The sequence below is a fragment of the Nocardia sp. NBC_00403 genome (genome assembly GCF_036046055.1).
In the GTDB taxonomy this organism is placed as follows: Bacteria; Actinomycetota; Actinomycetes; order Mycobacteriales; family Mycobacteriaceae; genus Nocardia.
Genome location: NZ_CP107939.1, coordinates 7,177,063 through 7,193,686 on the forward strand (window position 1 = coordinate 7,177,063; position 16,624 = coordinate 7,193,686).

At 65.7% G+C, this 16,624-nt stretch carries 20 protein-coding genes; 6 read left to right on the plus strand and 14 right to left on the minus strand.

What is annotated here, in order from left to right:
* Positions 1-228: 228 nt before the first annotated feature.
* Together OHQ90_RS32225 and OHQ90_RS32230 are read left to right on the plus strand one after the other, a co-directional pair.
* Positions 229-477 (plus strand): CopG family transcriptional regulator, encoded by a 249-nt coding sequence (locus tag OHQ90_RS32225; RefSeq protein WP_328403942.1) that lies wholly within the window; start codon positions 229-231, stop codon positions 475-477.
* Positions 474-935 (plus strand): type II toxin-antitoxin system VapC family toxin, encoded by a 462-nt coding sequence (locus OHQ90_RS32230; RefSeq protein WP_328403944.1) that lies wholly within the window; start codon positions 474-476, stop codon positions 933-935. The genes OHQ90_RS32225 and OHQ90_RS32230 overlap by 4 nt, the downstream gene beginning before the upstream one ends.
* Before the next feature lie 52 nt (positions 936-987).
* Here OHQ90_RS32230 and OHQ90_RS32235 read toward each other — a convergent pair whose 3' ends face one another.
* Together OHQ90_RS32235 and rlmN are read right to left on the minus strand one after the other, a co-directional pair.
* A complete protein-coding gene (locus tag OHQ90_RS32235; protein ID WP_328403946.1) occupies positions 988-1,932 on the minus strand; it encodes a flavodoxin family protein in 945 nt (314 codons plus the stop codon).
* A gap of 375 nt (positions 1,933-2,307) precedes the next feature.
* The gene (rlmN, locus tag OHQ90_RS32240; protein WP_328403948.1) at positions 2,308-3,417 is read right to left on the minus strand and encodes a 23S rRNA (adenine(2503)-C(2))-methyltransferase RlmN; all 1,110 of its coding nucleotides are present in this window, start codon (positions 3,415-3,417) and stop codon (positions 2,308-2,310) included.
* 194 nt (positions 3,418-3,611) lie between these two features.
* On the opposite strand from rlmN, the gene OHQ90_RS32245 reads away from it, so the two are divergent.
* Entirely contained in the window at positions 3,612-3,950 is a 339-nt protein-coding gene (locus tag OHQ90_RS32245; protein ID WP_328403950.1) for a LapA family protein, read from the plus strand.
* A 4-nt stretch (positions 3,951-3,954) separates the two neighbouring features.
* On the opposite strand, the gene OHQ90_RS32250 is transcribed toward OHQ90_RS32245, so the two are convergent.
* The 6 genes from OHQ90_RS32250 to rpsB form a co-directional block, all read right to left on the minus strand.
* Positions 3,955-4,896, minus strand: coding sequence for a hypothetical protein (locus OHQ90_RS32250; RefSeq protein WP_328403952.1), 942 nt, complete (start codon positions 4,894-4,896; stop codon positions 3,955-3,957).
* A 70-nt stretch (positions 4,897-4,966) separates the two neighbouring features.
* On the minus strand, positions 4,967-5,845 hold the full coding sequence (locus tag OHQ90_RS32255; RefSeq protein ID WP_328413253.1) for a phosphatidate cytidylyltransferase: 879 nt from the start codon (positions 5,843-5,845) through the stop codon (positions 4,967-4,969).
* Between the two features lie 296 nt (positions 5,846-6,141).
* Positions 6,142-6,699 (minus strand): ribosome recycling factor, encoded by a 558-nt coding sequence (gene frr / locus OHQ90_RS32260; protein WP_328403954.1) that lies wholly within the window; start codon positions 6,697-6,699, stop codon positions 6,142-6,144.
* Between the two features lie 50 nt (positions 6,700-6,749).
* A complete protein-coding gene (gene pyrH, locus OHQ90_RS32265) occupies positions 6,750-7,478 on the minus strand; it encodes a UMP kinase (RefSeq protein WP_328403956.1) in 729 nt (242 codons plus the stop codon).
* A 226-nt stretch (positions 7,479-7,704) separates the two neighbouring features.
* Positions 7,705-8,529 carry a translation elongation factor Ts gene (tsf, locus tag OHQ90_RS32270; protein ID WP_328403958.1) on the minus strand — a complete coding sequence of 275 codons (825 nt, stop codon included), beginning with the start codon at positions 8,527-8,529 and terminating at the stop codon, positions 7,705-7,707.
* 104 nt (positions 8,530-8,633) lie between these two features.
* Entirely contained in the window at positions 8,634-9,506 is an 873-nt protein-coding gene (gene rpsB, locus OHQ90_RS32275; RefSeq protein ID WP_328403960.1) for a 30S ribosomal protein S2, read from the minus strand.
* Between the two features lie 390 nt (positions 9,507-9,896).
* On the opposite strand from rpsB, the gene OHQ90_RS32280 reads away from it, so the two are divergent.
* Genes OHQ90_RS32280 through OHQ90_RS32290 form a run of 3 tightly spaced genes read left to right on the plus strand, consistent with a single transcriptional unit; the run spans position 9,897 to position 11,460 of the window.
* Positions 9,897-10,289, plus strand: a complete 393-nt coding sequence (locus tag OHQ90_RS32280; RefSeq protein WP_328403962.1) for a hypothetical protein — start codon at positions 9,897-9,899, stop codon at positions 10,287-10,289.
* 7 nt (positions 10,290-10,296) lie between these two features.
* Positions 10,297-10,881: a M23 family metallopeptidase gene (locus OHQ90_RS32285; RefSeq protein WP_442941225.1), complete on the plus strand. Its 585-nt coding sequence runs from the start codon at positions 10,297-10,299 to the stop codon at positions 10,879-10,881.
* 54 nt (positions 10,882-10,935) lie between these two features.
* Positions 10,936-11,460 carry a DUF1990 domain-containing protein gene (locus OHQ90_RS32290; protein WP_328403964.1) on the plus strand — a complete coding sequence of 175 codons (525 nt, stop codon included), beginning with the start codon at positions 10,936-10,938 and terminating at the stop codon, positions 11,458-11,460.
* 112 nt (positions 11,461-11,572) lie between these two features.
* Here OHQ90_RS32290 and OHQ90_RS32295 read toward each other — a convergent pair whose 3' ends face one another.
* From OHQ90_RS32295 to OHQ90_RS32320, 6 genes are all read right to left on the minus strand, one after another.
* Positions 11,573-11,869, minus strand: coding sequence for a hypothetical protein (locus OHQ90_RS32295; protein ID WP_328403966.1), 297 nt, complete (start codon positions 11,867-11,869; stop codon positions 11,573-11,575).
* 420 nt (positions 11,870-12,289) lie between these two features.
* A complete protein-coding gene (locus OHQ90_RS32300; protein ID WP_328403968.1) occupies positions 12,290-14,191 on the minus strand; it encodes an alkyl/aryl-sulfatase in 1,902 nt (633 codons plus the stop codon).
* A 45-nt stretch (positions 14,192-14,236) separates the two neighbouring features.
* Positions 14,237-14,545: a DUF202 domain-containing protein gene (locus OHQ90_RS32305; protein WP_328403970.1), complete on the minus strand. Its 309-nt coding sequence runs from the start codon at positions 14,543-14,545 to the stop codon at positions 14,237-14,239.
* On the minus strand, positions 14,542-14,907 hold the full coding sequence (locus OHQ90_RS32310) for a YidH family protein (protein ID WP_328403972.1): 366 nt from the start codon (positions 14,905-14,907) through the stop codon (positions 14,542-14,544). Before OHQ90_RS32310 ends, OHQ90_RS32305 begins: the two co-directional genes overlap by 4 nt.
* Complete coding sequence (locus OHQ90_RS32315; protein ID WP_328403974.1) at positions 14,904-15,584, minus strand: DUF3159 domain-containing protein; 681 nt, start codon at positions 15,582-15,584, stop codon at positions 14,904-14,906. Before OHQ90_RS32315 ends, OHQ90_RS32310 begins: the two co-directional genes overlap by 4 nt.
* A gap of 130 nt (positions 15,585-15,714) precedes the next feature.
* The gene (locus OHQ90_RS32320; RefSeq protein WP_328403976.1) at positions 15,715-16,446 is read right to left on the minus strand and encodes an acetoacetate decarboxylase family protein; all 732 of its coding nucleotides are present in this window, start codon (positions 16,444-16,446) and stop codon (positions 15,715-15,717) included.
* Positions 16,447-16,624 lie beyond the last annotated feature (178 nt).

The following is a 16,624-nucleotide window of genomic DNA, read 5'->3' on the forward strand; positions in this document are numbered from 1 at the left end:
CGCCCCGCCGAGAATCTTTCATGGAGCGCCAGCCACAAAGGTGCCAACGCAGGTGAGAGCTGCCGAACCGGACTCCGGACAGTTACCCGCCGCCTGCCCATTTCCGTTGCCGGATGACGCAGCTCCTCGGCGCTCATCCGCCGATCCTAGTTCCTGGACGGCGACGATTTCCGTGCCGCTGAGTCCCTGGAGCAGGGACCGCCTACACATATATGCCACAATACTCATATGGCTCTAAAACGTACGATGGTCTACGCCGATGCCAACGACCTGGCCATCATCAAAGAGGCTGCCGCACAGAGCAACGTCAGTGAGGCGGAGATCATCCGCAATGCGATACACCTTGCCGCGCTGCGGATGCAACGGCGATCGGAACCGCTCCGCCTGAGGCGTTTCGCCAGCGGCGATCCCACCCTCGCCGAGCGTGTCGACGAGTACCTCGCCGATGATTTCGGCGACCACCCGGAACGCCTGTGACAGTCGATATCGAGGGGCCCGGAATCGTCATAGCCGACACATCCGGGCTGATTGCCGCATTCGACACCTCGTCACCGGACAGCGATGGGGCCTTTCATACCCTCGAACAGGCCGGTCTGGTCGTGCTGTCGCCACTCGCACTCGCCGAGGTCGACCATGTCGCCCGCCGGGTACTGGGACGACGGATCGCAACGGAGATGATCGAGGATCTCAGCGCTCAGGCTCGCACGGGGCGTTTCGAGATCGCCACAGTGACACCTGATGTGTTGGATCAGGCCAATGCCGTCCGCAGGCTCTACCCCGACTTGCGTCTTGACCTCGCGGACGCAGTCATTGTCGCCTTAGCCGCTGACTACGAAACCGATGCGGTACTCACCCTCGACCGACGAGACTTCCGAGCCCTGACGCCACTCACCGAACACAAGGCATTCCGCGTGCTGCCCGACGACCTTCGCTGATTGCAGACGAGCGCTCGGATCGGTATCAGGGGAAACCTGGCAGAGTTCACTGCTACCGCTCAGGGCGGACGGTGAATGCAGACGGCTCATAAACCTTTGCGCGCCGCGCTATCTCGTCCGCCTGCGCACCCTGGCCTGCCGCGGTCTGCTGGATCTCGAAGAAGTGGTCGCGCAGCTCCTCCATCGACGTCACGGAGCCACGAGCCTCGCCGCCAGGGAAGCGCACAGTGACCGCGCCGTCGACCACGACAAGTTCGCCGCTCGCCCCACAGGTCGCGCACTCGGCTTCCTGGCCGCGTAGTACGAAAACATCCAGGTGGCACGAGGGGCACAGGCCGGGCTTGTCACCAAGGTACTTCGCGTCCTCGAAACGCACGCCGACCTGCCCCGTCACATTGCGGCCGAGCTGGGTTGCGCGCGCTATTGCGCTGTCGTCGAGCACGATGGATCGCGGCATGCCTGCGCCCGCGAACTGCACCTGATCGACCACTGCGATCCGCATGGAGAAGGTCAGCGTGTGCAGGAGCGGCAGTGCCAACGTGGTCCAGCGCGGCGTCAAAGACCCTCCGACAGCGATGAATCCGGCTACTCGTGGCCTGAGGACACGTTCGTCCACTCGGAAGGACACTGCGGGAGTTACACCGGAGGCCTGCAGACGCAGCAGCTCGGTGGTGATGGCGGCGTCGGCGTTGGGGCCGAGGATGCGGTCGGCGAGCAGTTTGAGGCGGCCGGGGATGGTCCTGGTCAGCACCGGGACGGCGACGATCAGAGCATCACACTCGATGAGCTGCTCCCAGAACCACGCGGTGTCGTCGGCTGTTCCGGTGTCCGGACCGGGTGCGATCTCCAGGTCGTCGAGCCTGACGAGCCGCGCGTCCATCCCGCCTTCCCTGGCGGCGGACAGCGCGGCTGTCAGCAGGAGCTCCGCGCTGCCGCCGGGCTGTCCGCAAGACAGCCCGAGCACGATTCCACCATCCGACCGGGTCGAGAGCGTCATGCTGCGGAGCGTAACCGGAAATCGGAAACATCGCCTGTCCACAGCGGTGCAGGAAACCGGGTTGCCTGCCCGATCAACCAGCTCCCCGTACAGAACTGCTGTCGCACCGATCCCACAGGTCTGGCAGTAATCCGGCTCTGGCATGCCGGCTACACGCTTGCTGACCGCGGTTCCCACGCCGCGTTGGTTCCTGCGACGATTCTGCGACCGGGCGTCGTTCATGGAGAACTACCTCGTAGAGCGCCGCGGCGTCGTCTTGGCGCCCACCGGCGCACGTTCACTGACGCACGTCGCGGTTCACCGGCCCGGCCCAGGGCCCTGCGACCCCGCACTGCGAAACAACCGACTCCGGCTCGATCCGAAGCGCCGCGCAGACTATCCTTCGGCAGCCAATTGCCCACAGGCAGCGGCGATTTCCTGGCCACGGGTATCGCGCACGGTACACGGAACGCCCTGGGCGTTGACGCGCCGGACGAACTCGGCTTCGACGGGCTTGGGGCTCGCGTCCCACTTGCTACCCGGGGTCGGGTTCAGCGGGATGACATTGACGTGCACGCGCGAACCGAGTGCCTTGTGCAGCTTCTGACCCAACATGTCCGCACGCCACGGCTGATCATTGATATCGCGGATCAACGCGTACTCGATCGAGACGCGGCGGCCGCTCTTGTCGGCGTAGTACCGCGCGGCATCGAGGACCTCGGCCACCGGCCAGCGGTTGTTGACCGGAACCAGGGTGTCGCGCAGCTCGTCGTCGGGAGTGTGCAGCGAGACCGCCAGGGTCACCGAGAGGTCCTCGTCGGCGAGCTTGCGGATGGCGGGAGCCAGGCCGACGGTGGAGACGACGACGTTGCGCTGGGAGATGCCGAAGCCGTCCGGGGCCGGTGAGGTGATCCGGCGGACGGCGGCGACCACGCGCTTGTAGTTGGCCAAGGGTTCACCCATGCCCATGAACACGATGTTGGAGAGTCGACCGGGTCCGCCCGCAACCTCGCCGTCGCGCATGGCCGCGGCAGCTGCGCGGACCTGATCGACGATCTCGGCGGTGGACAGGTTGCGGTTCAGGCCGCCCTGGCCGGTGGCGCAGAACGGGCAGGCCATGCCGCAACCAGCTTGGCTGGAGATGCAGAGGGTGGCGCGGTCCGGGTAGCGCATGAGGACGCTCTCGAGGAGGGTGCCGTCGCCTGCTCGCCACAAGGTCTTTCGCGTCTGGCCCGCGTCACATGCCACGTGCTTCACGACCGACATGAGCGGCGGGAAGAGTGCCTCGCCGATTTTCTCGCGCACCGGTGCGGGCAGATCCGTCATCTGCTCGGGGTCGGCTTGCAGGCGGCCGTAGTACTGCCTGGCGATCTGGTCCGCTCGGAACTTCGGCAGTCCCAGTTCCTCGACCGCCGCACGACGGCCGTCGGGATCGAGGTCGGCGAGGTGCCGAGGGGGCATACCACGGCGCGGAGCATCGAAGACAAGCGGAAGGGAGACGGTCATAATTTCTCCAGTGTCCCATCCCTTGGGCTCGCTGCCGACCGGAGGTGACGATCGCGACGCCCGACGCGACGAAGGTCACTGCTCGAGGCTCCGATCACAGTGCCGAAAGGCAGGCAGGTTCCGATCCAGCGACATACGGATCCCCGCGCGCGCAAATACCTGCGCGGGTCATAGCGATCGACAATGATCGGACCATGACGAGCCACGCTGAGGAGTCGTCCGAACCGGAGCCCGGACGGCCGCCCGAACCCGTTGTCCCTCCCACGCCGCCGAAGCCCGTCGCCAAGACTTTGGAGAAGTCCAGGACCGGAGACACCTGGATCGCATTCATCGTCGCGGCATTGATCGGCATCCTGGTGCTGATCTTCATCATGCAGAACCTCGAGCAGCAACGGGTGGACCTGCTGTTCTGGGATTTCTCGCTGCCGGTCGGAATCCTGGTGCTCTTGTCGGTGATCGCGGGCGCCTTGGTGATGGCGCTCGTCGGCGGCGTCCGCATCGTGCAGCTCAGGCGGGTCGCCAAGCGCCCGTGAGTGGCTAGTGGCCGACCATGCGCTCCAGCACCTCGTGAAACTCTTCGTCGACGACGATGGCCAGACCTTCGCCGTCGATCCGGGTGAGCTGAGTCCACCGTCCCCGACACCACCAGAACACATAGGGGCTGATCGCGCCGGGCTGGTCCGCGTATTCGGCGGCCGCGAATCCAGCCATAGCGTTCAGTGACGGGATCAGCTGAGGACCCTCGATGACGTGGAAGGCGACCAGGTGACGGAAGGGTACCGCCACCAGCGCACCGTCGTCGCCGAGCGGCGCACCGACGAGCTTCGCTACCAGTTCGTCCAGTAGTAGCGCCCAGGACGCGGTCAGGTACGAGTCGCCTGCGGCCACATCGAATCGCGTGCCGTCCTCGTCTTCGATGACATCGTGCTGCTCGATGGGTAGCTCGCGCAGGTTGTCCATCGCCCGCGCCCGCAGCTGATCCAGATCGCCGAGGTCGGTCAGCGACTGCCACGGCAACGTCTGGACGCTGTCGGGCAGATCGAGTGCGAGCGCCGCGTGCAGACCGGGAGCCAGTTCGGCGGCATAGCCGTAGTCCCCGCCGGTGGCCAGTTGATGCTCGCCCGCCACTTTGGGATAGAGCAGCGACCACACCTCGGCGGTCGGCATCGCAGACGTATCGGTCGCCCCATCGATGCTGTGCAGTACGAGATCGACGTGGCGTTCGATCAGCGCGGACCAGATGTCGGGACCTTCGGCAGCGTTGTGGCATGCGGCCGCGATATTGTACAAACCGAACTCGTTCCCCGAGTCATCGGTGACGTGCGTGCCGAAAACCGTTACCTCGAAACCACGTTCGGCGAAGGCGCGGTACACCGTCTCGCGTAGCCTGCTGCCCTCGCCCTCCGACAGGAACTCGAACTCGGCGTCACGCGGCAAAACTGCCGAATCACGCTGGGGCACATGACGAAACAATCCCACTGCAGCCACTCCGTCCGAAGATCAACGCGCCGAGCGTATCCGGACGCTCCCGGCACGCACGCGTCGGGCGTCAGAGGAACGTGGAAAGCACCAGCCAGGACACGAAAGCCGAGGGCAGCATCGAATCGAGGCGGTCCATGATGCCGCCGTGACCGGGCAGCAGAGTGCCCATGTCCTTGATGCCGAGTTCCCGTTTGATCTGCGACTCGATGAGGTCGCCGACCGTCGCGACCAGGACGAGGCCGATGCCGAGCACCACACCGATCATCGAGTTTGCATCCAGCAGCAGGGTGACCGTCAGCAGACCGCCGATGACGCTGAAAACCAGTGAGCCGCCGAAGCCTTCCCACGACTTCTTCGGGCTGATCGACGGCACCATCGGATGGCGGCCGAACAGCACGCCCGCCACGTAGCCGCCGACGTCGGAGCACACCACCAGGATCATGAAGGTCAGCACCCGCAGGTTGCCGTCCGGTTCCAGCAGCAGCAGGGTGGCGAAGGAGGCGAGCAGCGGGATCCATGCCAGCGTGAAGATCGCGATCGCGGTGTCACGCAGGAAGTTTCGTGGCGCGGTCTGTAGTCCGTGATCGAACAGGCGCCACACCATGCAGACCAATGTGGTGGCGGCGAAAGCGCCCGCGACGCCGCTGGAGCCCCACGGCCAGCCGAGCCAGAACACCGCCTGGCCGCCGACGATCAGCGGGATCCTCGGCACCAGCACGTCGGCCTCGCGCAGCCGCTTGGCGACCTCCCAGGTGGCGACGCCGACGCCGGCGGCCGCAACGCCGATGAACACCTTCGGCACGAAGAGCAGGATCGCGATGAGCGATAACCCGAGGCCGAAGCCGACGGCCAGCGCGGCGGGCAAGTTCCGGCCCGCCCGTGACTTCGCCGCCGCCGGAACGGCCTCAGAAGTCGTCGCGTCGGCCGCGCCGGCACCCTGGTCGATGGTCGCACCACCGGAGGCATTGTCGGCGGTCGCGGCGTCACGCACGTCCCCGTGCCTTGCATCAGGTGTGCCGTTCGCCGGCGGCGGCGTTGCGGCCGCACCGGTCGCGGCGGCGTTCTCGGCCACGATTGTCCCGTCGCTCACTCGTCGTTCCGTTCGTTCCCCGCCCGGAGGCGGGCGCTCGGCTGTCTTCCATTGGCGGCATTCCCGGTGCCCTACGTGGTTACGCAAGCTGCCGCCTCCGGGCCCGTCGCTCATGCCGCCACGTCCGATGACATCGGCATACGCCGAGGGCGTCAGACCTCGAGCAGTTCAGATTCCTTGTGCTTGACCAGCTCGTCGATCTGGCCGACGTACTTCGCGGTGGTCTTGTCGAGCTCCTTTTCGGCGCGCCCGACCTCATCCTCACCTGCCTCGCCATCTTTCTGGATGCGCGACAGTTCGTCCATGGCCTTGCGGCGGACATTTCGGATCGACACCTTGGCGTCTTCACCCTTGCTCTTGGCCTGCTTGGCCAGTTCCCTGCGGCGCTCCTCGGTGAGCTGCGGGATCGAGATGCGGATGATGTCACCGTTGTTGGTCGGGTTCACCCCGAGGTCGGAATTGCGTATCGCGGTCTCGATCGGACCCATCTGCGCCTGCTCATAGGGCTTGATCACCACCATCCGCGGCTCCGGCACCGTGATGCTCGACATCTGGGTGATCGGGGTCAGCGACCCGTAGTAGTCGACGACAATCCGGGAGAACATGCCCGGGTTCGCGCGACCGGTCCGGATGGCACCTAGATCGTCCTTCGCAACCGAGACAGCCTTCTCCATTTTCTCCTCGGCATCGAAGAGCGCTTCATCAATCACGACCGTTTCCTCCACAGCGTCGTCAGCGTCATAATCCGCAGGTCGCGGGGTCAGGACCGAACCAATGTGCCGATCTTCTCACCGGCGACCGCCCGGGCAATATTGCCCTTCGTCAATAAATTGAACACCAGGATTGGCATCTGGTTATCCATACACAAGCTGAAAGCCGTCGCGTCGGCGACCTTCAGATCGCGCTCGATGACTTCCTTATGGGTGATCTCGGTATACATGGTGGCGCTCGTGTCCACCCGAGGGTCAGCGGTGAACACCCCGTCGACCGCCTTCGCCATCAGCACCACATCGGCGCCGATCTCCAAGGCGCGCTGGGCGGCGGTGGTGTCGGTGGAGAAATACGGCATGCCCATCCCCGCGCCGAAGATGACCACGCGCCCCTTCTCCAGATGCCGCTTGGCCCGCAACGGCAGGTACGGCTCGGCGACCTGGCCCATGGTGATCGCGGTCTGCACCCGGGTGTCAACCCCCTGCTGCTGCAGAAAGTCTTGCAGCGCAAGGCTGTTCATCACGGTGCCGAGCATGCCCATGTAGTCCGAACGGGCCCGCTCCATACCGCGTTCCTCGAGCTCGGCGCCACGGAAGAAGTTGCCGCCGCCGATCACCACGGCCACCTGGACACCGGAGGCGACGACCTCGGCGATCTGCTCGGCGACCGCCTGCACGACGTCGGGATCGAGCCCGACCGTTCCGCCGCCGAACATCTCCCCACCTAGTTTGAGCAGCACCCGGCGATATCCTGGGCGGTCGATCCCCGGGTCCGTCATGGGTGTACTTCTCCTTCGGCGATGGATTCGGTCTCACGGCAAGCAGGTCGGCCGGACAGCAACGTAGAGCGAACCTATCCTGCCTTATCCGGATTCCCCGGCGGCAAAAGGCCCCCTCCGAACCGCCGGGCTCGCCCTGTCAGACCAAGGAATCGGGGGCAAATGAGTCCGGACAGCCGAAACCCCTCGCACACCGATGCGGAGCGCGAGGGGTCTCGAAGGGAGATCAGGCCTGTCCGACCTCGAAGCGGGCGAAGCGGGTCACGGTGACACCGGCCTCTTCCAGCAGGGCCTTGACGGTCTTCTTGGAGTCGGTGACCGACGACTGCTCGAGCAGCACGACATCCTTGAAGAAGCCGTTGACGCGGCCCTCGGTGATCTTCGGCAGCGCGGCCTCGGGCTTGCCCTCCTCGCGGGCGGTCTCCTCGGCGATGCGACGCTCGTTGTCCACGACCTCGGCCGGAACCTCGTCGCGGGTCAGGTACTTGGCCTTGAGCGCGGCGACCTGCATGCCGACGGCACGCGCGGCCTCGGCGGCAGCGTCGCCCTCACCCTGGTACTCGACCAGCACGCCGACGGCCGGCGGCAGGTCGGTGGCCCGCTTGTGCAGGTAGGTGGCGACCGGGCCGTCGAAGGAAGCGACACGACGCAGCTCGAGCTTCTCGCCGATCTTGGCGGCCAGCGCCTGCAGGGCGTCGTCGGCGGTCTGGCCACCGAGGTCGAGGGCCTTGAGCGTGTCCAGGTCGGCCGGCTTCGCGGCCGCGGCAGCGGTCACGATCTTGTCGGCCAGACCCTGGAACTCATCGTTCTTGGCGACGAAGTCGGTCTCGGAGTTGATCTCGACCAGCACGCCGCCCTTGGCGGCGATCAGGCCTTCGGCGGTGGCGCGCTCGGCACGCTTGCCGACGTCCTTGGCGCCCTTGATACGCAGCACCTCGACGGCCTTGTCGAAATCACCCTCGGTCTCGACCAGCGCGTTCTTGCAGTCCATCATCCCGGAGCCGGTGAGCTCCCGCAGCCGCTTCACGTCAGCGGCGGTGTAGTTCGCCATCGGTGGCGATCCTCCTGTGTGTTGTCAATGGGTGGTAACACCACCTTGCCGACCTCTCCCGTACTGGAAGAGGCCGGCAAGGTGAACAAAAGCCGTCGAGAGGCTCAGAAGTCGGCCGGAGTGGTGGTCGGCGGGACCTCGGCGACCGCGGCGTCAGCGGCGGTCTCGACCTCGGCGGGGGCCTCGGCCTCGGCAGCGGCGGGGGCAGCCTGCGCGAGCAGCTCCTGCTCCCACTCGGCGAGCGGCTCGCCCGCGCCGGCTTCCGGCTTCTCGTCACCGGAGGAGATGCCGGCCCGCGCCTGCACGCCCTCGGCCACCGCGGAGGCGACGACCTTGGTGAGCAGAGCGGCGGAACGGATCGCGTCGTCGTTACCCGGGATCGGGTAGTCGACCAGGTCGGGATCGCAGTTGGTGTCCAGGATCGCGATGACCGGGATGTTCAGCTTGCGGGCCTCGCCGACGGCGATGTGCTCCTTGTTGGTGTCGACGACCCAGATGGCCGAAGGCACCTTGGCCATGTCGCGGATACCACCGAGGGTGCGCTCGAGCTTGTTCATCTCACGCGTGAGCATGAGGATTTCCTTCTTGGTGCGACCCTCGAAGCCACCGGTCTGCTCCATGGCCTCGAGCTCCTTGAGGCGCTGCAGGCGCTTGTGCACGGTGGAGAAGTTGGTGAGCATGCCACCCAGCCAGCGCTGGTTGACGTAGGGCATCCCGACGCGAGTCGCCTCGGCCGCGATCGACTCCTGGGCCTGCTTCTTGGTGCCGACGAAGAGAACGGTGCCACCATGGGCGACGGTCTCCTTGACGAACTCGTAGGCCTTGTCGATGTAGGTCAGCGTCTGCTGCAGGTCGATGATGTAGATGCCGTTGCGGTCGGTGAAGATGAACCGCTTCATCTTCGGGTTCCAGCGTCGAGTCTGGTGTCCGAAGTGCGCGCCGCTGTCGAGCAGCTGCTTCATTGTTACGACAGCCATAGCTCCCGTATCTCTCTTTCATTGCCGGTTGACGCAGCAGATCGGCGATCTACTGCCCTGGCGCCTCCGAATCGTCGGACCCGACCACGAAGATCAGGACCAGCCGACGATTCCCTGCTCCGCAAATACACTGCCGCGAACGAATTGAGCTCCGGTTCGAACAGCGCCGTTGCGAACAAGCACAGGGTGGCGCGCGAAGTCGGCCCATGCACGCACAGACCGCTCGATCAGTCTACGTCTTGGGCGGCCCACGGCTAAATCGGCCTTCGAAGAAGGTTCCCCGAACGGTTCCTGCGCAGGAGAAATGCGGGATGTCCACAGTTGCGGATGTTGTCCACAATCGGCGGATCGGGGGTACTGCCGGGGGTGTGGGCGGGTGAGGGTTGAGGAATGAATCGCATCAGCATTTTCCTGACAATGTTCATTCCCCTGTTGTTCGCAGGCTCACTGGTCATGGCTCCGAACGCTGCGGCTACGCCGCCGGAAATGTTCGGGCCGTTTGCACCTGTCCCCGCCGATATCCACGCGTCCTTGCCGCCACGCCCTGCGCCGAGCAGTTGGGAGGCCGTGCTCGCCGCGGGCACGGGCTCGGTGGGCGCCTTGGCTCAGCCGGTCCCGGGCCTGGGAACTTTGCCGGGCTTGCTGCGTCCTGATCCGTTGCGGTCGGGAGCTCCGCTCGGGGTGGGGACCGGTTCGGTGGGCGACTTGCCACGCATTGTCGGTGATCTGCTCCGGCTGTTGGATCTTGTCCGGCAGGTACCCCTTCCGCTGCCTCCGCACTGAATCTCGAATGTATCGCTTCAGCAGGGCGGGCACGGGTGGCACGGGACAGTGCGCGCCGGCCGGTCGACGCAGCGGACGGCGGGCGGTGTTGGTCGTCATCGGTGTAGCCGCTCTGCTGGGTGCGGCGGAGCGGCCGGTTGCGGCGGCTCCGGCCGGGCAGTTCGGGTGGCCGTTGCAGCCGCGGCCATCGATCGAGCGGCGGTTCGACAAGCTCGAGCACGATTGGTTACCCGGGCACCGCGGAGTCGATCTAGCAGGTATGGCCGGTCAGGTGGTGTTGGCGGCCGGGGACGGGATCGTCGTGTTCGCCGGGAAGGTCGCGGATAAGCCGGTGGTGTCGATCGACCATCCCGGTGGGTTGCGAACCACCTACGAGCCGGTCGAGGCAGCGGTCTCGGCGGGAAGCCGGGTCGGGCGTGGGACGCCGATCGGGAAGTTGGAGGCTGGTCATGAGGGCTGCGCCGCGGCGGCGTGCCTGCATTGGGGTGCCCGGCGGGAGGCGGGCGGACGTAACCGGCGTGAGTATGTGGATCCGCTCGGGTTGTTGCATGCGGTTCCGCTTCGACTCAAGCCTGTGCTCAACTATGGCTGAGGCGTTTATCGACGATCACTTCCGAACCTCGGTTCCGACGGCGAAGATCGACGTATGGACAACGCGCTCGGCGACCCTTCGTTCACCTACTCCGAGGTCGGCGCCACCAAGGGGCCGCTGCCCGACGGCTACCACCGGTTCCAGCTGCGGCGACGAATCGGGCACGGACGAGCACTGTTCGTGCACGCGGGCGCGGAGATCCTGGCGTATCGAATGCAGAAGGGCACCGGCATCTTTCGAGAGGCGAGCACACCGACCGCCGAGCCCGGAACTCGGCTGACAGTGCGACTGGGCTTCGGCCCCTTGGCAATATCGGCGCCCTGCCGCGTGGTGTACGTGCTCGACGAGTCCGATCGGTGCGGCTTCGCCTATGGCACGCTGCCCGGCCACCCGGAAATCGGCGAGGAACTCTTCGCTGTGGAGTACGACCCCGCCGATGACACCGTGTACGGGTTGGTTACCGCGTTCTCCCGCAATGCAGCCTGGTACGCGCGCATCGGCGGGCCGGTCGTCCGGCTTGTCCAGCGCTTCATCGCTGGCAAGTACATCGACGCGCTACCGACTGAGGCGCAGACCTAGCGGCAGTTGTACTGCTCGTTTGCAACAGGGCGTCCAGCGCGACGGCCGGGTACGCGCCTCGGGGGCCCATCCATAGAGCGCCCGGTCGTGGTTGCGTCTCGAATCGCTGTGGTCACAGCAGCGCGTCCAAGGTCGCGGCCTCGGCGCGCAGAGGATCGCCACGGTCCGGACGACCCAGGCTGTCGTATTCGTCTGGGGCGGTGCGTCGGTCGGCGATTTCCAGCCGGACGATCTGTTCGATATCGGCTTCGGTGAGGTCGCGGCGACGGGCCTCGGCCGCACCGAGGCCGACGGCGCTGTTCTCGATAGCGCCTGCGCGAACGTCGACGGTGTCGATGGCCTCGGCATTGTCGATCGCGCCGAGGGCGGACCGCAGCGCGGCAATAGCGTTGCGGTCACGGACTTTCATCGCGACGGGCAGGGCAGCACACAGGCGCTCACGCAGCGGCACAGACTTGTCGGCCGTTCCGATGGATATGGTCGCCGACCGTATGCGTCGCGACCGCGCCCGTCGAGGCAATTACTGGCGCGACACACGAGACCTGAGCGTTGGGTGATGGTTGCTGCCGCACAGTCACCAACAAACGACGCGCACGGTCACCGCACAACAGCTGCGCGCACCACGAACGAACCGCTGCACACCACCAAGCAGCTCGCACAGACCGGCACCGAGAGGCCCTCACGCACCACCGCTGAGCCAGCCCTTACACACCACACCAACCACGATCACCCACCGCCACCGCACAATCGCTGCGCACCACCATTGCGCGACGGCTGCGCACCGCCCACGAACGACGATTGCGCGGTTGAGGTGTGGCGTCGCTCGCAATCACGGGGTGACGATGGCGAAGTTCGGGTCGGGGTTGTCGAAGACGCCGACGATCTCGGTGAGCTTGGTCGGGTCGCCGCTCAGGCTGATGTCGCCTGCGGCGGCGGCGGCGCCGAAATCCCCGCCCGCCACCAGCACCCGGATGAGGGTTGCGCGGGACAGGGTGAACGCGGCCGATGGGTCGGGCATGGTTACGCCGATGGGCAGGTCGTAGTGGGTGAGCAAGCCGTTGCGCAACTCCAGGCGGTGGATCCGGTTCTCGTCGCTGATGTGCCAGTCGACGACCGCGCGCCGGTCCCATGCCTTCGGCCCGTCCACGCGTAAAGCCCATACGTCGAAGATCTGCTCGACAGTCAATGCGGCGAGCACGCTGGGTGAGTCGGGTTTGCTCGGGGTGCCGAAAGTTCCGTTGCGCAGTTCGTAGGCACCGCTGAGGTAGAAGTTTCGCCAAGTGGCATTTTCCGAGCCATAGCCGAGTTGCTCGAAGGTATTGGCCTGCAATGCTTTAGCCGCCGTGTTGGTGGGATCGGCGAAGATGACGTAGTTGACCACCTGCGCAACCCAGCGGTAGTCGCCCGCATCATAGGAGACCCGCGCCTTGCGCAGCACTTCGTCGGCACCGCCCATGAATTCCACATGGCGCTGAGCGGATTCGACCGGCGGGTGTTCCCAGAGATGGGCCGGATTGCCATCGAACCAGCCCATGTACCGCTGATAGATGGCCTTGACATTGTGGCTGACCGAACCGTAGTACCCGTGTGTGTGCCAGGCATTCTCGATGGCCGGTGGCAGCGCAATCATCTCGGCGATCTCGTTGCCGACATAACCCTGGTTCAGCAGTCGCAGCGTCTGATCGTGCAGGTATCCGTACAGATCCCGTTGCAGCGCAATGAATTCCACGAGGCGATCGGTGCCCCAGGTCGGCCAGTGGTGCGAGGCGAACACCACATCGGAATCGCGGGCGAACAGGTTGATCGCCTCGGTGAGGTATTTCGCCCAGACGTGCGGATCACGCACCAGCGCACCGCGCAGGGTGAGCAGATTGTGCATTGTGTGCGTGGCATTTTCGGCCATACACAGCGCCCGATGATCGGGAAAGTGGAAGTTCATTTCGGCGGGCGCCTCGGTGCCCGGAGTCATCTGGAAGACGATCCGAACTCCGTCGAGGATCTCCTCCTGACCGGTGGCGATGATGTCGACGGTTGGCGGGATCAGGGTCACGGTGCCCAGGGAGGTGGTCTGGCCGAGTCCGGCGCCGACCTGTCCGAGCGGACCACGCGGCAGCGCAGCACCGTACATGTAGGCAGCCCGGCGCGCCATGGCGGTGCCGGCGTAGACATTCTCGGCCACCGCGTGCTCCAGGAATCCGGTGGGAGCCATCACCGGGCAGCGCCCTGCCGCAACATCTTCAGTGGTCGTCACGCCGAGCGAGCCGCCGAAATGGTCGGCGTGGGAGTGGGTGTAGATGAGCCCGGTCACCGACCGGTCGCCACGATGCGCGCGATACAGCGCCAGCCCGGCGGCGGCGGTTTCCGCGGAGATCAGCGGATCAATGACGATCACACCGGTATCGCCTTCGACCAGTGTCATATTCGACAGATCGAGGCCGCGGATCTGGTAGATCCCCTCGGTGACTTCGTACAGACCCTGCCGACCGGCCAACCCGGACTGCCGCCACAGGCTCGGATGGACCGAGGCAGGGCAGGGCTCACGCAGGAAGCCATAGGAGTCGTTGTCCCACACCACAGTTCCATCCGAGGCGGTGACCACACCCGGCTCCAGCGCGGCGATGAACCCGCGATCGACATCCGCGAGATCGGCGGAGTCCGCGAACGGCAGCGCCGCGGCGGCGCGCTGCTGTCCGGCGATGACGAAGTCGCTCGGCTCGGTCGCTGTGCTCATGTCCATCCTCCTGGTTGGTAGCCGAATTGCCTGGGCCGGAACGCATTAGAGTCCTGGATATGTGAACCCGACTACGGCGGCTACGCATGCGACGGCGACAACGGCCACCACTGTCGCGGCGATGACGCGGGCTCCGTAACCGAATCGGCCCTCGTGCAGACTGCGATTGCGCGAATAGCAGATTCCCGCCAAAGCGGTCAGCGTGACCGCCGCACCGATCGGTCCGATCGCCGACGCCCGCCAGCCACTGGTCGCCGCGTGGTTGAGGAACAACACGGCAATGACCATCGCGGCGATCGCGGTGCGTCGCCACGCCAATGCGGTGCGCTCTGCGGCAAGACTTGCCGGGCTCATCGCAGCAACACCGCCACGCACGCCAGCACCGACACCAGCGCGATGCCTACCGACAGGATCGGCACCATGACGGTGACGGGCAGCGGGTCGCCGCGGCGCATCGCGGTGCCGACGCGTCGCCAGTGCGTATAGGCGCCGATCGCGATGATCACCGCGAGCACGATGCAGCTCAGCGCGAGCGCCCGTCGCAACCCGGACATCCGGAACGGCTGGACCAGGGTGTGCACGGCGACACCGCCTGCGAGCAAACCGAGCGAGGTGCGTATCCAGGCCAGAAAGGTGCGCTCGTTCGCGAGAGTGAAGCGGTAGTCGATTTCCTCTTCATCATCGCCGGACTCTTCGGCCGGGCTCGGGAGTGTCACATCGCCTCGGCTCGGCTCGTCGGCTGACCCGATTTGTTGCGGACCCACAGCCAGGTCACGGCAAGCATGATGACCAGCGCTGGTTTGCCGAGAACGAGAGCAATGGTGCCGGGAATGGCGGCTTTGTCGGCCAGGTAGAGCGGCAACACCACCAGCACAGGCGCCGCCCAGAATACGAACCAGGCCAACGTGATTCGCTGATGTAGTCGCAGCCGCGTGGCCGGATCGGCGGGCTCGGCCGGTTCGAGCCGGATCCGGCGGCGGACGGTGTAACTCAGCGGCTTGCCGGTGAGCAGGGTCGCACCGAACAGCGCAATCATCACCACGCACAGCGCGACTTCGGGGAGGTAGAAGTCGCGTCCCTGGTCCGTGATGTCGACGAACAGCGAGAACACCAGGACGACCAGCACCGACACTGCGACGACACGCACCGAATCGCCTTGGACGAGCCGGACGGCAGCCAAGGCGACGGCGATCAGAATAGCAACGAAAACGCCGGCCTCGGCACCGGCGACGGAATAACCGAGAAGAAACCCGATGGCGGGCGCCGCACCGTCGAGGATGTGCCGGTGGCCACGCATCGCGCGGAAACTATCCCATATATCGGCGTCGACGCCGCGATGTTTCTCCAGATCACGAGATTCTTCTGCGGTGCGATGCCGATCGTCGGTGTTCACGGGCGCCACTCCATCTCTGGTCGGGTTTCGTGCCGTAAGCAAACAATCCGCAACGTCAGCGTAACCGCCACCAGGATGACCGTCCACGAACCTCGCTGCGCGCCAGCGAACCCGGGACGGCTCGATTGCCTCAGACGGGCACGGCGTCCTGGAAGGTCATGGCGAGGTGATCGACGACAGAGGTCATGAGCGCACGCTTGGGCAATCCCAACGAGCTCAGCTCGGCCGCCCAGGCATGGTCGCCGAGGGCGAGGTCGGCCCCGCCGGCGCGGGCGCGCATGCCGGAAGGCTCCATATGCCACGGCGTGCAGCGCGTGACGCCGTCGATGTGCGAGTAGGCGTCGAACGACGATGCGGTGTTGCGCCACGAAGGCAGCGCGATGCCAGGACGGACCGCAAGGTCGACGATGAGCTTGCCGCCCTGGTGCAACACACCGCGGCGCGAACCGCCGTCGCGATGCACGGTGAAGTCGGCGAGTTCCTTGGGGAATCCCCAGATGCCGCGACCCGCCGCGAGGGCGAATTCGCCGTCGACGGGGAGCCGGTGGATGAAGACACCGGCGCCACCGGTCAGCATGGCACGCAGGTCACCGAAGCGCGCGGCGGTGGTGGGGCGGTGGTGGCGGACCATGAAAGAGACGCCGAATTCGTTGTAGGGGCCGAGATCACCGTCGAGATAGTCGACGAAGACGAGCGTGCAGACGGCACGGCCACCGGGCAGGCGCAGGATGTCCATACCCGAGTAGTCGATGAGCCGCTGCGCGGCGTCGGCGGGCACCGTATAGGTGGCCATGAAGGTGCGCGCGAGCCGGATCCGCACCGGCATGTGGATGTCCTTGCCAAGAATGGTGTGGGTGGTCATCGCCGCGCCCGCCTGCGCGCGACGATACGGCCTCCCTGACATGGGGCGACCGGCTGCTGATCACCCGATGGTGCGGCGTCCACGAACCCTCCACGACTAGAACTCGTGTCAGAATAGCGGCATTGAAACGCGACAACATGGCTTCCGCATATAAGAACACGTTTCAGAAATGATCACC

Coding starts and splice junctions, on each gene's coding strand:
- OHQ90_RS32225 (WP_328403942.1), top strand. CDS start 229: ATGGCTCTAAAACGTACGATGGTCTACGCCGATGCCAACGACCTGGCC.
- OHQ90_RS32235 (WP_328403946.1), bottom strand. CDS start 1,932: ATGACGCTCTCGACCCGGTCGGATGGTGGAATCGTGCTCGGGCTGTCT.
- rlmN (WP_328403948.1), bottom strand. CDS start 3,417: ATGACCGTCTCCCTTCCGCTTGTCTTCGATGCTCCGCGCCGTGGTATG.
- OHQ90_RS32245 (WP_328403950.1), top strand. CDS start 3,612: ATGACGAGCCACGCTGAGGAGTCGTCCGAACCGGAGCCCGGACGGCCG.
- pyrH (WP_328403956.1), bottom strand. CDS start 7,478: ATGACGGACCCGGGGATCGACCGCCCAGGATATCGCCGGGTGCTGCTC.
- tsf (WP_328403958.1), bottom strand. CDS start 8,529: ATGGCGAACTACACCGCCGCTGACGTGAAGCGGCTGCGGGAGCTCACC.
- rpsB (WP_328403960.1), bottom strand. CDS start 9,506: ATGGCTGTCGTAACAATGAAGCAGCTGCTCGACAGCGGCGCGCACTTC.
- OHQ90_RS32280 (WP_328403962.1), top strand. CDS start 9,897: ATGAATCGCATCAGCATTTTCCTGACAATGTTCATTCCCCTGTTGTTC.
- OHQ90_RS32285 (WP_442941225.1), top strand. CDS start 10,297: ATGTATCGCTTCAGCAGGGCGGGCACGGGTGGCACGGGACAGTGCGCG.
- OHQ90_RS32290 (WP_328403964.1), top strand. CDS start 10,936: ATGGACAACGCGCTCGGCGACCCTTCGTTCACCTACTCCGAGGTCGGC.
- OHQ90_RS32295 (WP_328403966.1), bottom strand. CDS start 11,869: ATGAAAGTCCGTGACCGCAACGCTATTGCCGCGCTGCGGTCCGCCCTC.
- OHQ90_RS32300 (WP_328403968.1), bottom strand. CDS start 14,191: ATGAGCACAGCGACCGAGCCGAGCGACTTCGTCATCGCCGGACAGCAG.
- OHQ90_RS32305 (WP_328403970.1), bottom strand. CDS start 14,545: ATGAGCCCGGCAAGTCTTGCCGCAGAGCGCACCGCATTGGCGTGGCGA.
- OHQ90_RS32320 (WP_328403976.1), bottom strand. CDS start 16,446: ATGACCACCCACACCATTCTTGGCAAGGACATCCACATGCCGGTGCGG.